This window comes from Pseudomonas sp. S12(2018) (assembly GCF_024355235.1).
GTDB classification, from domain to species: Bacteria; Pseudomonadota; Gammaproteobacteria; order Pseudomonadales; family Pseudomonadaceae; genus Aquipseudomonas; species Aquipseudomonas palmensis.
This window is the reverse complement of the sequence record NZ_QLAD01000008.1, coordinates 78,965-94,019: the sequence shown is the minus strand read 5'-3', so window position 1 is coordinate 94,019 and position 15,055 is coordinate 78,965. Positions and strand designations below refer to the sequence as shown.

General features: G+C 56.8%; 8 protein-coding genes, 1 other RNA gene and 1 pseudogene. All 10 read right to left on the bottom strand.

The genetic code is table 11. The features are described from left to right. Window positions 1–6 precede the first annotated feature (6 nt). Window positions 7–3,291 carry a type I restriction endonuclease subunit R gene (locus tag DN388_RS19350; protein WP_255001717.1) on the bottom strand — a complete coding sequence of 1,095 codons (3,285 nt, stop codon included), beginning with the start codon at window positions 3,289–3,291 and terminating at the stop codon, window positions 7–9. A gap of 127 nt (window positions 3,292–3,418) precedes the next feature. Further along, window positions 3,419–4,612: a restriction endonuclease subunit S gene (locus DN388_RS19345; protein WP_255001715.1), complete on the bottom strand. Its 1,194-nt coding sequence runs from the start codon at window positions 4,610–4,612 to the stop codon at window positions 3,419–3,421. Next, the gene (locus tag DN388_RS19340) at window positions 4,609–6,195 is read right to left on the bottom strand and encodes a type I restriction-modification system subunit M (RefSeq protein WP_255001713.1); all 1,587 of its coding nucleotides are present in this window, start codon (window positions 6,193–6,195) and stop codon (window positions 4,609–4,611) included. The genes DN388_RS19345 and DN388_RS19340 overlap by 4 nt, the downstream gene beginning before the upstream one ends. Before the next feature lie 74 nt (window positions 6,196–6,269). Then, window positions 6,270–6,857 carry a restriction endonuclease subunit S gene (locus DN388_RS19335; RefSeq protein WP_255001710.1) on the bottom strand — a complete coding sequence of 196 codons (588 nt, stop codon included), beginning with the start codon at window positions 6,855–6,857 and terminating at the stop codon, window positions 6,270–6,272. A 789-nt stretch (window positions 6,858–7,646) separates the two neighbouring features. Next, window positions 7,647–7,922 (bottom strand): hypothetical protein, encoded by a 276-nt coding sequence (locus DN388_RS19330; protein WP_255001708.1) that lies wholly within the window; start codon window positions 7,920–7,922, stop codon window positions 7,647–7,649. Continuing rightward, entirely contained in the window at window positions 7,919–8,899 is a 981-nt protein-coding gene (locus DN388_RS19325; protein ID WP_255001706.1) for an integrase domain-containing protein, read from the bottom strand. Before DN388_RS19325 ends, DN388_RS19330 begins: the two co-directional genes overlap by 4 nt. A gap of 951 nt (window positions 8,900–9,850) precedes the next feature. Continuing rightward, window positions 9,851–11,100 (bottom strand): annotated as a pseudogene (locus DN388_RS19320) (integrase domain-containing protein). A 186-nt stretch (window positions 11,101–11,286) separates the two neighbouring features. Next, window positions 11,287–11,678, bottom strand: a transfer-messenger RNA (tmRNA) gene (ssrA, locus tag DN388_RS19315). Between the two features lie 101 nt (window positions 11,679–11,779). Then, window positions 11,780–12,061, bottom strand: a complete 282-nt coding sequence (locus DN388_RS19310; RefSeq protein ID WP_043863844.1) for a hypothetical protein — start codon at window positions 12,059–12,061, stop codon at window positions 11,780–11,782. Between the two features lie 147 nt (window positions 12,062–12,208). Next, entirely contained in the window at window positions 12,209–15,019 is a 2,811-nt protein-coding gene (locus DN388_RS19305) for an FAD-binding and (Fe-S)-binding domain-containing protein (protein WP_255001703.1), read from the bottom strand. Window positions 15,020–15,055 lie beyond the last annotated feature (36 nt).

Below are 15,055 nucleotides of genomic sequence, written 5' to 3'. Positions count from 1 at the left end.
TTAGGCTTAGATACCGCTCAGGCCCACACGGGTGATCTGCACAATCATCTCCACAATCTTTTTGGCTTGATCCATACCGCCACCAATGGCTTTGCACTCCTGGAACATGCGCGGCAAAAGCTTCTTGCGGATATCCGCTTCAATGTTCTGCGGGCTAATCGAGTGTTCCGCTACTGAGGTCTCAACCGACTTGTCGATCTCAAAGGCCAGCTTTACCCACATACCCAGAACCTGCTGATCGAACACCGTCAGCGCGGCGGGCAACACCTTTTTGAACACACCAAAGTACGCCTGTGCATGGCGATGGCCAGCCAACGCATCGGGAATGTCATTCAGGCGGCGCTCTTGAACTTGCTCTTCAAACTCACGGAACAGCATGTACTGCTTTAGCGGGTGATCGAAGAGTTTTTCGGCTTCTTCAATGGCCTGGCGCAGCAGTGTCGAGAAGGCCTCTTGGGCGTAGGGATCATCCCGAAGCTCCTGTTCAATCATACGTGTGACACGGGTTTTGATGATGTCGGTTTCGTTGCGGGTCTTGTCGTCGCTCCAGTCTTGCGGCTGTTGCTTTTGGCCCATCTTGCCCACTTCGTAAACACCGTCGGGCTCTTTCACCTCGACACCGACCACATGCTTATCAAGCAGCTTTTTCACCTGCTCGGCGTATTCGTCATAGTCGATCTTTTCGCCAGCATCCTGCTGTACCAGCTGCCGCAAGCTGGAGAACTGTTTAACGGTTTCTTTGTAGTGCCGGCGATCCTCGTCGCTGAAACTCTTGTCGTCAAAAAAGGTGGCCGACTGCAGGGCAACTTTCAGGCAACTGGCAAACTCGGACAGGGCTTCGTAGAAGTCCTCACGCACCTTCAAGTGCACATCCACCAGCTCTGCATCGCGCTCTTCAATTTTGGGCACTAGCACTTGGCGCAACTGCTCGATGTCATTCTTGTTTTTTACGCCGTCGAAGATGGCCCAAAGCTGTTTATACAGCTGTGGCAGGCGCTTGTACTCGGTGCTCATTTGGTTGTACAAGCCGGCAATATCATTGATATCGTAGCCGCCCTGGGTGCGTGAGGCTAAGTCCTGATACTTGGCAATAGTGGTATCCAGCTCCGCCAGAATGCCGCGATAGTCAATCAGCAAACCAAACTGCTTCTTCGGGTGCAGGCGGTTAACCCGTGCAATGGCCTGAATCAGGTTGTGTTCTTTCAGCGGCTTGTCGATGTACAGCACGGTGTTTTTCGGCTCATCAAAACCGGTCAGCAGCTTGTCCACCACGATCAGCAGCTTGAGGTCGTCGTCCTTATCGAAGCGCTCCACCAGCTGCTTGGTGTAAGCCTGCTCATCCTGGTTGCCTACATGGGTTTTCCACCACTGCGCCACCTCGGGCATGCTGGCTTCATTCACTTCGGTATTGCCTTCGCGGGTGTCGGGCGGGCTCATCACCACGGCGCTTTCAAACAGGCCGGCTTCGTCTAAGTACTTTTTGTACTTGATAGCCGACAGCTTGCTGTCGCAGGCCAGTTGGCCTTTTAAGCCTGCGTCGATGTTCTTCACAAAGTGGTTGGCAATATCCAGCGCGATCAGGCGGATACGATCATCGGCTGCATACACCTGGCCCTTTTTGGCGAACTTACGTTTTAGGTCTGCCTGCTGTTGCTCGCTTAAGCCCTCGGTGATACGTGCAAACCAGCTGTCGATGGCGCGCTCATTCACATCTAGGTCGGGAATCCGCTCTTCGTACAGCAGTGGCGTCACCGTCTTATCTTCTACCGCTCGCTGCATGGTGTAGGCATGCACGATAGGGCCAAACTTGTTGGTGGTTTTGTCGTCTTTCAGTAGCGGCGTGCCGGTAAAGGCGACAAACGCTGCATTGGGTAGCGCCTGCTTCATGCGGATGTGGTTTTCGCCGCCTTGGCTACGATGGCCCTCGTCGATCAGCACGACGATATCGGCACTGGTGTTCACACACTCCGGCAGCTTAGTGGCGGTATTAAATTTCTGGATCAGCGAAAAAATAATCCGCTCAGTGCCTTTGCCGATCTGCTCGGCCAAGCGCTTGCCTGAAGTGGCCATGGCGGCTTCTTTATCTTTCTTACCGGCCAGCTCGCCGCCCGAGGCAAAGGTTTTACTCAGCTGGGTTTCCAGATCAACGCGGTCTGTCACCACCACAATGCGGCAGGCTTTCAGGCTTTCGTGCAGAATCAGCGCCTTGCTTAAAAACACCATGGTGAACGACTTGCCCGAGCCCGTGGTATGCCAGATCACCCCACCTTCACGGCCGCCGGTTACGCTCTTGGTATTGATGCGTTCAATCAGCCGCTTGATGCCAAACACCTGCTGATAGCGGGCGACAATCTTGCCGGCTTTCTTATCGAACAAGGTGAAATAGCGGGTCATCTCCAGCAGGCGCACCGGGCTCAGCAAGCTGATCAGCAAGGCGTCTTGCCCGGTGACGGCCAACTCGCCAGCTGCGGTCAGGCTTTGATACCAATCCAAGTCTTTCGCCGCGCGGTGGCTGAATAAGCCCGCCAGCTGTTCGGCCGAGAGCTTGCGGTTTTTAATGGCAAACATCTCGAGATCCGAGAGGTCTTCTTCGCGCCACGCGGCCCAAAACTTAGCTGGCGTGCCACAGGTGCCATAACGGCCTTCGGTACCGTTGATGGCCAGCAGCAACTGGCTATAGGCGAATATCAGCGGAATCTCATCATGGCGCTGATTGCGCAGGCTTTGTGAAATGCCTTCATCAATCGTCGGCCCTTTCTTGCTGTTGCCATCGGGGCGCTTGGCCTCGATCACCACCAGGGGAATGCCGTTCACAAAGCACACGACGTCTGGGCGACGGCTCTCGACACCGCCCGAGCGGGTCACGGTAAATTCCTCAGTGAACACAAAGCTGTTATTGGCAGGTTTTTGCCAATCAATCAGTGCAATGGTTGGGCTGGCTTTTTTACCATCCACAAATTCCGTGACCGAGATGCCATACAGTAGATGGTTGTACAGCCGCTCGTTGGCGGCTTGCAGCCCCTCGTTGAGCGCCGGGCTACACACCTCGGTAATCAGGTTGTCGATCGACTTGGCCGACAGAGCATGCTCTTTACCGGCAAAGGTAAAGGTGCGCTTTTGCAGCACATCGCGTAACAGCTCACGCAGTACAACGTGATCCGCTTGACCACCGCGAGCGGCCAAGGCCTGCGCAGGCGACAAGAACGACCACCCGAGATTGGCCAGCAGGGCGAGAGCAGGAATTTTCGCGCTGTATTCTTCCTGAAATTTGGGGGCGTAATGCTTAGCCATCGATATCAATCCCTTGTGCCTGAAAGGCGAAGAACCTTTTTATTCGGTTGCGATTCATCCCACTCTCCACCAAGCGTAACAAACTTGGCGGTAAGATCTGCGAATGTGCCAGAAAACTTCAGTGCCATTATGCAACCTCCTGGTCATCAACTTTTACTCTTCGCTTGCCCGTTAACAGCTGCTGCATCAGAGCTTTTTTCTCCTGCTTTAAGGCATCTAACTTTTGTTGCAGGTTGGTGATTTCACTATCGGCAGTGGAAAGCACTTCGGCGATTTTTTTCTGTTCATCTTTTTCTGGGAAAGGAACAACAAGGCGTGAATAGATCGAAATCCAGTGTCGCTGGTGACCTCCAACAGCGAAATCCAGCAATTGCATCGCTTCGTATACATACCTGATTGAGACACCATGTCTAGCAGTCAAAATCTTCATTGCACTGGACTTTGCTTTGAAAGGAAACTCCACGAATTTGCTATCAGTTGTGAAGTCATCGAAAATTATGACGGGCAGGTTTTCCGCAAAGATACCCGAGTCTTCGTTTGTATATCCGAGAATAAAAGTCTTCCCGGCCGTAAGAACGGGCGTAGAAAAAGCATCACTGTAATTCGTACTTTCAACCAAATAGGGAGTTGGCTGTCGATAGTCCAGTAGATCGCCTAATTCGACCCGCTTCCATTCCCCACTAAACCTGACTCCATTCTTATCCAGCAGGCGTTTTTTGCCGGTGAGCAGTTGTTGCATCAGGGCTTTTTTCTGCTGCTGACTGTTGGCGAGTAGCTGTTCGGTGGTGGTGATGGCCTTATCCCAAGTGGAGAGGATTTTGGTGATTTTCTTTTGTTCGGAAAGTGGGGGTAAAGCTACTGGGAACTCTTTGATATCGTTTGGACTGATGTGGGGGACAGCAGTCGCTGTCTGTACTGATTTCACATATTGTTCAAAGCGGTGGCCAGAAAAATACTGACGCAACAAGCTTTGCTCCAATGTCGAATTAGCCCTAACTCTTGCTACGCGTTGAACAAGTAAGCAGGGTAAGTCGGCTGGAGTTACTTCAGCCACCTTGAGCCCGCTTGAAATCCAGGTGCGGTCAAGCGCAATAACAAAGTCGCCCTCTTGAAGTCGATATCTTTCAAAGCTGTCGAGTTCGGTGTCAGGCCAGAATTTAGCATCTTTCCAGCGAAGATTACCTGGCTCGATGTTGTCGCCTCTTAGCAGTCGGACATCTTTTTCATCACTTGAATAGTCACTGCTTTTGAATGCAAATCCTGTTAAGCAATCAACATGTTTATCGAAAGTTGTGTGAGTCCATCCGAGAGGCGCTTTCATTCAACACCTCCGGCACCCACCGCTTTGGGGTTCCCGTCTCGCGCGGCACGAGCACTTCCCTGTGCGTCGTATCCCAATTCCTCCAGATACTTCGCCATCTCGGTTTCCAGCTCGGTCAGTTGGGTTTTCAGCTGTTCACGCTCAGCCCGCACGACCATCAGGTCGATTACTTCCTCTTCTTCAAAGGTATCAACATAGCGCGGAATGTTGAGGTTGTAGTCGTTCTCTTTGATCTCATCGAGGCTGGCAACATAGGCGTATTTATCGGCGCTCTCGCGGGCCTGATAGGTGGCGACAATTTTGGCGATGTTGTCTGCGGTGAGCAAGTTCTGGCTTTTGCCGGCTTTGCACTCGCGGCTGGCGTCGATAAACAAGACTTGGTTATTGGTTTTGTGCTTCTTGAATATCAAGATGGCTGCTGGAATACCTGTGCCGTAGAAGAGTTTTTCCGGCAGACCGATGACGGCATCCAGCAGGTTTTCATCGATCAGTTGCTGGCGAATTTTGCTCTCGCTGGAGCCACGGAACAGCACGCCGTGGGGCACCACTACGCCCATCCTCCCGCTCTTGGGCTTTAAGGTTTCGATCATGTGCAGGATAAAGGCGTAGTCGCCCTTGGCTTTCGGTGGTACGCCACGGCGGAAGCGGCTGAATTTGTCGTGCTCGGCTTCGTCATGACCCCACTTATCCAAGCTGAAAGGCGGGTTGGCGGTGACGATGTCGAACAGCATCAAGTCGCCTTTTTTATCCAGCAGTTTGGGGTTGCGAATGGTGTCGCCCCATTCGATTTTGTGGTTGTCTTCGCCATGCAGGAACATGTTCATTTTCGCCAGCGACCAGGTGGAGCCAATGGCCTCTTGCCCGTAGAGGGCATATTGCTTGCTGCCGTGGTTAGCCACCACTTTGCGACCGCACTTCATGAGCAGCGAGCCTGAACCGCAGGCTGGGTCGCAGATGCTGTCGCCGGGTTGCGGGTCAAGCAGTTCGGCAATCAGGTCGCTCACTTCGGGCGGGGTGTAGAACTCGCCGGCCTTCTGGCCACCGCTGGCGGCGAAGTTTTTGATCAGGTATTCGTAGGCGTTGCCGATCACATCCAGCGTGCCGACGCGGCTGGGTTTTAGGTTCAGCTCGGGCTTGGCGAAGTCTTCCAGCAGGTGGCGCAGGATGGTGTTTTTCTGTTTTTCTTCACCGAGTTTGTCGGTGTTGAAGCTGATGTCTTGGAACACGCTTTTGCCGGCGTCTTTGAGCTTGGTGCCGTTGGCTTCTTCAATGGCGTGCAGGGCTTGGTCGATGCGCTCGCCGTTGCCGGGCTCGTGGCGGCGGTCATGCAGGGCGTAAAAGCTGGCTTGCTTGGGCAGCACAAAGCGCTCATTTTTCATCATCTCTTCAATGAGTTCCGGCTCGTCGCCGTATTCGGCTTTGTAGCCGTCGTAGTGATCCTGCCAGACATCGGAGATGTACTTGAGGAACAGCATGGTGAGGATGAAGTCTTTGTAGGTGTCGGCGCTGATGGTACCGCGGAAGGTGTCGCAGGCCGCCCAAAGGGCTTTGTTGATGCTGTCTTGGTTGATCTTGTCGTTCATTGGTTTACTTCCTTTTATAGAGGCCAGGTCATGGGTTTGGCCCTGTTCAATGCTGGGGTGTACGGTGCCGAGCCTTAGCGGCTGGGCGCTGGGTATAAGTCGCTGGCAATCGCCATCATCATGCGTTCGCCGTTGGTGATCAGTTGCTGGATCAAGCGTTGCTCCTCGCGCAGGGTGTTGGCCATAGCGATGATGGTCTGTTGTTTGGCGAGTGGCGGCACAACCACGGGCACCTCTTCCAGCACGCTGCGGCGAATGCTTTTGGCCAGTGTGCCTTCGGCGTTTTGCTCGAAATAGCGCTGCGCGGGTTGCTGGTTGAGTAGCCACACCATAAAGGCGGGCAAGATCTCTTTCTTCGTTAGACGCACAACAAAAAAATGCGGCGCGGCCACGGCTTGCTTGCCGCTGGCTGGCAAGGCTTGGTCGACGTGTACGGCATAGTTGTGGCTACCCCGTGCTGCCACCAAGATATCGCCCGGTGTGAGGTAGTCGGGCTCGCGTTTGCCTGTGAGTTCTGTGCCTAGGCAGTCTCGCCAGTGAATCCCTTCGGTGAGTGAGATATCCCGCATTTGCACAACCACCACGGACGAGCCTGCTACCTCTGGTAGCTTGCCTCGGAACGGATAGCCTGCCGTGATGCTTGCAACCTGTCTGAGCTTCACGCTTGCTCCGCTTCATAATCAATGATGCAGTCATGATCGGCCTGGATTAGCTGTTCGTCAAGCGAAAAAATGCGTCATCTCTATTGATGCAATTTTGCATGCTGGTTTTGCTCATTTTCGTGACGATCAAAAAAAAACACCTTTGCAAGAAGAGTGAGCAGCCTTGCGGCTGCTCACAGTCAGCTAGTTGGCTTGGCGCCGCTTAGCTCTTGGTCGAGCCAGCACGCCAGCAGCAGCGTTGCCAGGCAGAAGTCCGGCTGCGGAGGTTCGTAATAGACGCGAGTGTTGGGCGGTGCCTTAATTGCTCGGCTAAGGGTCTAAGTTTTTCTTTTGGAAAAAGTAGCTAACAGTCGATGATGAAAGTTATTTCTCTGCAAGTTTTGGAGTAAATTGAAGAGCAGTTTCTTTGCGGGATTCACTGCTGCTGCAAGTGAGGAAGAATTTTCCGGCATCCAAGATTTTGCATGATTGATACATTAGAAAGCATGGGGGTGGAAGAGGTTAGCAGTAAGAATTTTCAGCGATTGCTAGTTAATCGCTCAGCCAAGCTTAAGGCTAGGCATCAAATAATCTATGCAGCTGCTATGATTGATTCAGGGCTAGATAATATCTCCTATACACTTGGTCGCTACTCTACAAGGGATGAGCCTACTATTGAGTTGTGGAAGTAGGTGGTGAGGCTGTGGTCTTCTCTACTATGATGGATAAGGTCACAGCATCATTAAAAGATTACCAAGGTATAGATTGGTCGATGGCACCTGGTCAAGACTATAAACCTTAGCCCCTCGCTCAACGGTCGAACACCCATGATTTTTCAAGCCGACGAGCGAGCAGCCGTATAGTCAGCACATAATAATACCGCGTCAGCTCGCTGCACCGGCCTAGGCGATGCTCGAGGAACCAAGCCACATGCTTTCTCTGCCAAGCCCAAGGTGTTTCTCGCTGCCAGCGTTCTGCAATCTCAGTTTGGATGATCTTTGCTTGCTGCAAATGGCGCTGTCGCGTCGCATGCGACCCGGTCAGCACGCCAGCCAAGAACAGCTCCATGTCGAATTGCTTTCTCATGTCCGCCCTCCAATGTAGGCGGCTACCACGTCAATCCGTCCGTGCCCCAGTTCATAGCTGATTTGTCGTCGGGCCTCACGATCAAGGCACCGATCTATCTGGCAACATTCACCGCCGTTGATAGGCGCACGGTGCTGGGTGATCTGTTCGTAGCGCTCACACGCATACGCCGCTCGTAGTTCATGGAAGCCTTTGAGTTTGTGTGCATGCAGCGTGTCCCGCGCAGGACGGACGATTTTCTGCAGAACGCTCAGGTAGCTCTCGCCTAGAGCAATCAAATTGCGACTTCCTGTTGGCGACACCTCGTCTGCAAATCCAAGCGCTCCTCGAACATGCTCGTCCACCGTAATCCAACGAGGTGCCGATGCACCGGCGCGGCCGCCTTTGGTGCCGTCCTGGATGTTGATCCTGCCTAAGTGATCAGCTTCACGACTCAATCGGGGCAGGTCAGCCAAGATGGCTTCTCGCAAACGCATGCCAGTGGCTCGCGCCAACAGAACGATCGCTGCGGCTCTTAATTGATCACGACTACAAAGTGCGTCGACGATCTGCTTAATCTGTTCGTGGTCTTGGCCCTGTGGAATCAAGTGACGAACCCCGGTGCGCTGCATACCCAACGCCTTGCTCGGGCTTGGCAATTTCACGTACTGATCACCACGAAGCGCTGCCATAGTCCTGTTAACGCTGGACAGCCGGTTTTGTGCGCTACTGACAGCTAAATCACCGCGCATAATCAAGTCACTCAGGTACGCTGCGTAGTCTGCCAAGATCTCTCGATCAATCTGCCGCGCATCATTGATACCGGGCCCCTTTTCGGAACGGCACCATTTGACGAATGCCTGCCACCGATCACAGTGCGCTTTGACCGTGCCGTAATGACCGCTGCCGAACATGTCTTTCAGCGCTTGCGGCCCTGCGTAGCTCAATTGCCTGCCGTAACCGAAATTGCGGCCATCGCGTCTACCCACCAATGCCATGTCAGTCACCTCATCATCCGCTCTCCGATCCTCGCCCCACGTCATCCCGCCAAGAATGTTGAGTGTTATCAGGGATCAAGGCCCCTGCGACCTGTGGGGAATGTCCTCTACGCGGGACTGGCGGCTCCTTACGACCGGGAGCAAGGGCATCTCATGATCTGGCCTCCTCAGCACCGATACCGGTGGGCGGGTGGAGGCAGCACTGGCTGACAAGACCAGCGCCTATAGATCTTGAGTCGGGTGAACGCAGCGATGTGTTGACCGGGGCATGCCTGACTGTCAGTCAGGTGCAGTCCATTCCTTGGTCTGCGGCACCATCAACTACAACGCTGTTGCTGGTGACATCGGCGTTTGTCACGCCGATTGTCACGAGGGGGATTGCCGCAAAGCCTTGTGGGATCAGGGCTGCAGCAGTGTCATGAGCGCCCGTCTCTTTCCAGAAGAAAGAGACGGGCGCAGGTTGGCGCAAGATTCGGCCAAGCGGATAGGTTGCTGCAGGGCAGCGAAGTAGGAAGTGTCATCTGGCGCACGAGGGCCATGATCTGAAGTAGGCATCCATCACCGGGGAGGTGACCGGGCGAGCTGCCGGATGCGAATCGCCATTTGGGGGGAGAACCACCGCAAGAGCGGCGTGACCTTCAAGGTTCGGGCCACCTGGGTTGCTGTCATCGACAGCGTTTGCACGGCCAGTTCTACGCCTGTGGATAAACCCGGTCAAGGGTCGAAATTCGGCGCCACTTTGGGCTTTAAGAGCGGTTATCCACCGGTGGAATTCCGTGGTAAATCCTGGACAACGTGTTCGCTTTTAGCTCTTCAAAGTGAGGTCCTTCCAAACAGGGCGGCTTTGCAGCCCTGTTTGGAAGGACCCGTGCTGAGAAGCGGATAAGCGAGGTTGCTTGCCCCGAATCTTGAACGTTCAGTTGTTGCTGCCGTTATTGCGCCTGTACAGCGCTAGCGAATCGGCACCACGTTCTTGTCTCTGACTTGGCCGTACGCTGAGGCGAGCAGGCTGCCGGTGGCGGCTTTCTGGATGTACTCACTCCACCAGGCCATCATCGGGCGCCGGCGCTCGATGTAGTCGGCTCGGTTGTAGGCGCTACGCACCTCATCGACGTGCGCCAATGCGACCTCAATGAGTTCCGGGTCCCACCCATGTTCATTCAAGATAGTACTGGCCATCGAACGCATGCCGTGGCTGACCAAGCGATCCTGGAAGCCCATACGTTTCAACGCCATGTTGGCCGTTTGGCTATTGGCGTGGGTGCGTGGATTTCTGTCTGCCGGGAAGACGTATTCGCGATGGCCGCTGTGAGTCTTCAGTGACTCCAACAATGCGACGGCGTGATCACTCAACGGGATGCTGTGAGGGCGGCGCTTCTTCATCCGCTCCGGTGAAATAGTCCAGACACGCCTTTCAAAGTCGATGTCTGCCCAGCGAGTAGTTGCCGCCTCGGCGGGGCGAGTCATTGTGTGTAACTGCCATTCGATCAGGCAGCGGGTGGTGCGTTTGATGCTGGCGTTCGCGGTCTCCAGCATGAGCTCGGGGAGTTCTTCGGGCGGCTGCGCAGCCATGTTCTCTTTCTTGGGCTTCTTGAATACTGCCCTGATGCCGCTGAGCGGATTGGCGAAGATCAGGCGGAGTTCACGCCGTAGGTCATGATCTCGTTTAGCCGCTGGCTAAGGCGATTGACCGTCTCCAGGCTGCCTTTCGCTTCTATTGGTCGAAGCAACGCGATCACCATCGGCGCGGCGATTTTGGTGAGTGGTGTCGTCTTCAAATCGGGGAGCACGTGCAGCGTGAGCGACCGCCAGATGTCCTCGGCGTAGGCAGGGGTCACCGAGTCTTTCTTGAGCTCGAACCAAGCGGTGGCCACGTTCTCGAAGGTGTGTTCCGTTTCTGCGCGCTTCGCCTCATTCAACGTATCGCGCTGCACCTTCGGATCGATGCCTTGGGCGAGCAGTTCGCGTGCTTCGACCGCCATCTTTCGGGCGTTCGCCAGCGAGAGCTCTGGGTAGGTGCCCAAGCCCATGTTGATGCGGTTCTTGTTCACCGGTTCACGGTAATTGAAATTCCAAAGCAGAGAGCCGTTGCTGCGTACACGAAGTTGCAAACCGTCACCGTCGGTAAGGACGTAAACCTTGGACGCGGGTTTGACTCCCTTGAGCTGTCGATCGGAGAGGCGGAGGTTTTGAGCAGGCATGAGATTGTCCTCAGCACTGATTCGGTATTCCAAAGATTAGCGCCGGGTGAGGTGGAATACCGTCTGGAATACCCGAATGACTGGAACTCAAAAACTCTCAAAAGACCGCAAAAGCGCTGAAAGCCCCGAATTTACTGGATTTCAGGCACAAAAAAAGACGTCCGTGGACGTCTTTAGATGTTGAATTGGTGGAGCCGGGGGGATTTGAACCCCCGTCCGCCAGTACTCCGCTGTCGGTACTACATGCTTAGCCGTGTCTATTGAGTTAATCCGCAGCCGCCCGACGGGCAGGGTGCTTTGGACGAGTTGGGTAAGTTTTAGTCGCTTTGCCCCCAACGTGCTACACGACGATCCTGTTCTGTATGACAATCACTTCGGGTTTACAGGCATCCCCTAGTGATTGCTGGAGCCGAAGCTACCAGGAGAGCGGGCTCGGCTGCTTACGCAGCGAGAGCGTAACCCTCGTAGTTTTCGTCATTGGCAACTATAGAAAGTTGCAACAGTGGATTTACGAGTTCTGTTACCAACTCGGCATGCACCTAGAGTTTCATCACCGGCGTCGAATCCTAATCGGCCCCATTTTTTACTGCTCTAGCGCTAGCACCGTTTCGGGTGCATGTGACGGAGTATACGCCATCGGTCGGGCGACGTCGACTACCGGTCCGGTCGCCCACCGAGGTTACTGACCGTTGCCGCCCTTGTCGGTCTTCTCGAGGCGCGACAGCACCTTGGCGCTGATGGTGATGCAATCCTTGTCGTTGCCCGCCGCCTGCGCGGCCTTGGCGTCAGCCACATGCTGCTTCAGCGCATCGTCCAGCCCTTCGGAGGTCGCGCCCATGGTTGCCATCTGGTCGTCGATCTTCTGCAGGTTGCTGGTACACAGGTCTTTATCCGCCGCGAACACAGGCGAGGCTAGCAGTGCGGCGCTGAGGAACAGTCCGGTAATCGCAGTACGCTTCATGTGAATCTCCTTGGCTGGGAAGGCCTCAGGATAAGGGGCCTATTTGCATGGACTGCGGCCGATGCCAGGGGTTCAGACGGATGTTGTGGCAGATGGCCTGTTCGCCGGCAAGGCCAGCTCCTGCCGGTGTGCAGGAGCCGCCTTGGCTCACAGCGCCCTGGCTCTGGTCACCCGGTCCACCAGGTACACCAGGCCGTGATAGTCGATGCCGCCATGCTCGCTCAAGCCGATTTCACAGGTGCGGCTGGTGGAGATGCCTTCGCTGCAGTACTGCACGGCGTCCTTTAGGCTGCGCAGTGAATGTGCGTTCAGTTCGGGGGTGGTGAAGCCCTTGTCGCCGGCGAACCCACAGCAGTGGATGCCCTCGGGTATCACCACCTCTTTGCTGCAACGCCGTGCCAGGTCGATCAGCGCCTGGCTCTCGCCCAGGTGCTGGGTGCTGCAGGTCACGTGCACGGCAATGGGTGCGTCCTGCGGGGTGAACTCCAGCTTGTCCACCAGGTGGGTGCGGATGAAGCGCACCGGGTCATACAGGTCCAGGCGCGAGTCCTTGAGGTCCTGCACCAGGCGCAAGGTGCACGGGCTGGTGTCGCAGTAGATCGGGTCGAGCCCGCCGCGGCTGGCATGCAGCAGCGCGCCGATCAGTTCCTGGCGCTTGTGTTCGGCCTGTTCGGCATAGCCCTTGGAGGCGAACGGCTGACCGCAGCACAGGCTGTCCTGGTTCTCGGGGAACACCACCTGGTAGCCGGCCTTTTCCAGCAGGCCGCGGGTCTTGTCCAGCAGCGAGGTCTGTTCGCGATCGCCAGCGGCCGGGCCCATGACGCGCGATACGCAGGCCGCCAGGTACACCACGCGGGGCCGCGCATCGTTGCTCGCCGGGCTGAACTGGATGGGCTGCAGGGGCTGCGGCATGGCCGGCGTCCAGAGCGGCAGGCGGCCGTTGCTGGCTTTGCTCAACGACTGGCTGATACGGGCCAGACGTGGCGCGCCCAACAGGCGGCGGGCACCGTTGGCTGCGCGCAGGGTGAAGCGGGCGCCGCTTAGCGCGGTGTGGAAATGCTCCGCCAGCCATTCGGCTGTTTTCACGTGGCTGGCAGCCTGGGCGCGTAGTTTCTTCACCAGTTCGCCGGTGTTGATGCCTACCGGGCAGCGCTGGGCGCACAAGCCGGTGGCGGCGCAGGTGTCGATGCCCTGGTACTGGTAGTCGCGTTCAAGCGTGGTGGTATCGACCCCGGCGCGCTTCTTGGCCTGGATGTCGCGCCACATCACGATGCGCTGGCGCGGGCTCAGGGTCAGCCCCTTGGACGGGCACACCGGTTCGCAGAAGCCGCACTCGATGCACTTGTCGACGATCTCGTCGGCGGCGGGCAACGGCTTGAGGTTTTTAAGGTGGATCTGCGGGTCGTTGCTGAGCACCACATCCGGGTTGAGGATACCGTTGGGGTCGAGCAGGCGCTTGAGCGTCCACATCAGTTGGTAGGCATCGTGGCCCCATTCCAGTTCGACGAACGGCGCCATGTTGCGCCCGGTGCCATGCTCGGCCTTGAGCGAACCGCCGAATTCGACCGCCACCAGGTGTGCCACGTCGTCCATGAACGCCTGGTAGCGGGCGACCTCTTCGGTACTGTTGAAACCCTGGGTGAACACGAAGTGCAGGTTGCCCTCCAGCGCATGGCCGAACAGGATGGCTTCGTCATAGTGGTGCCGCTCGAACAGCTCGATCAGGCGGTTGACGCCGATGGCCAGTTGCTCGACCGGGAAGGTCACGTCTTCGATGATGACCGTGGTGCCGGTCTTGCGCACGGCGCCGACGGCCGGGAAGGTGTCCTTGCGGATGGCCCAGAGCTTGGCGTTTTCCTTGGCGTCTTCGGTGAAGTCGACCTGTTTCTCGACCGGAAATTGCGCCAGCGAGGCCATGATCAGGCCCAACTGCTCGTGCAGCAGTGTCTGGGTGGCAGCGCGGGACTCGATCAGCAGGGCGCACGCACCCTCGGACAGCTGCTGCACGAAGGCCGGCATGCCGGGCTTGTCCTGCACCGAGCGCAGGCTGCGCCGGTCGAGCAGTTCCACGGCCGATACCGGCTGGCTTTTCAGCACGGTGACGGCGGTGCAACAGGTTTCCACGTCCGGGAACACGATCAGCGCCGACGCCTTGTGCGGGTGATCGATCACGGTGTCGTAGGTAACCGCGCTGATGAAGCCCAGTGTGCCCTCGGAGCCCACCAGCAGGTGGTTGAGGATGTCCAGTGGCTGGTCGTAGTCGACCAGGGCGTTGAGCGACAGGCCGGTGGTGTTTTTGAGCCGGTACTTGTGGCGGATTTTCGCAGCCAGTTCGGTGTTGGCGCGGGTCTCGCGGCCCAGGCGCGCGAGCGATTCGAGCAGGTCGGCATGGCTGCTCTGGAAGGCCGCGACGCTGGCCGGGTCTTCGCTGTCCAGGCGGGTACCGTCGGCCAGCACCAGGCGCAGGCCGGCCAGGGTGTGGTAGGTGTTCTGGGCGGTGCCGCAGCACATGCCACTGGCGTTGTTGGCAACGATGCCGCCGATCTTGCAGGCGTTGATGGACGCCGGGTCGGGGCCGATCTTGCGTCCGAACGGCGCCAGCCAGGCGTTGGCCTGGGCGCCGATCACGCCAGGTTGCAGGCGGATCTGCCGGCCTTGCTCGCGAATCTCGCGACCGTTCCAGTTGTCGCCCAGCACGATCAGCACCGAGTCGCTGATGGCCTGGCCCGACAGGCTGGTGCCGGCGGCGCGGAAGGTCACCGGCACGCGGTCGCGCTGGGCCAGCTGGAGCAGGCCCACCACTTCGTCTTCGCTTTCCACGCGCACCACCAGCTTGGGGATCAGCCGGTAGAAGCTGGCGTCGGTACCGAAGGCCAGGGTAGACGTGGGGTCGTCGAAGCGGCGCTCACGGGGGATCAGGCGTTCAACCGAGTCGAGAAACGCGGTGGGCAGGCTCATGCAAACTCCTCGCGGGGCCACGGCGTCTATCGCGCC

What these genes read in the sequence shown, in the direction of transcription:
- DN388_RS19325 (WP_255001706.1), bottom strand. Translation starts at nt 8,899, where the DNA reads ATGGCATTGGTGGGTAGACGCGATGGCCGCAATTTCGGTTACGGCAGG.
- DN388_RS19340 (WP_255001713.1), bottom strand. Translation starts at nt 6,195, where the DNA reads ATGAACGACAAGATCAACCAAGACAGCATCAACAAAGCCCTTTGGGCG.
- DN388_RS19350 (WP_255001717.1), bottom strand. Translation starts at nt 3,291, where the DNA reads ATGGCTAAGCATTACGCCCCCAAATTTCAGGAAGAATACAGCGCGAAA.
- DN388_RS19310 (WP_043863844.1), bottom strand. Translation starts at nt 12,061, where the DNA reads ATGAAGCGTACTGCGATTACCGGACTGTTCCTCAGCGCCGCACTGCTA.
- DN388_RS19305 (WP_255001703.1), bottom strand. Translation starts at nt 15,019, where the DNA reads ATGAGCCTGCCCACCGCGTTTCTCGACTCGGTTGAACGCCTGATCCCC.
- DN388_RS19330 (WP_255001708.1), bottom strand. Translation starts at nt 7,922, where the DNA reads ATGAGAAAGCAATTCGACATGGAGCTGTTCTTGGCTGGCGTGCTGACC.
- DN388_RS19345 (WP_255001715.1), bottom strand. Translation starts at nt 4,612, where the DNA reads ATGAAAGCGCCTCTCGGATGGACTCACACAACTTTCGATAAACATGTT.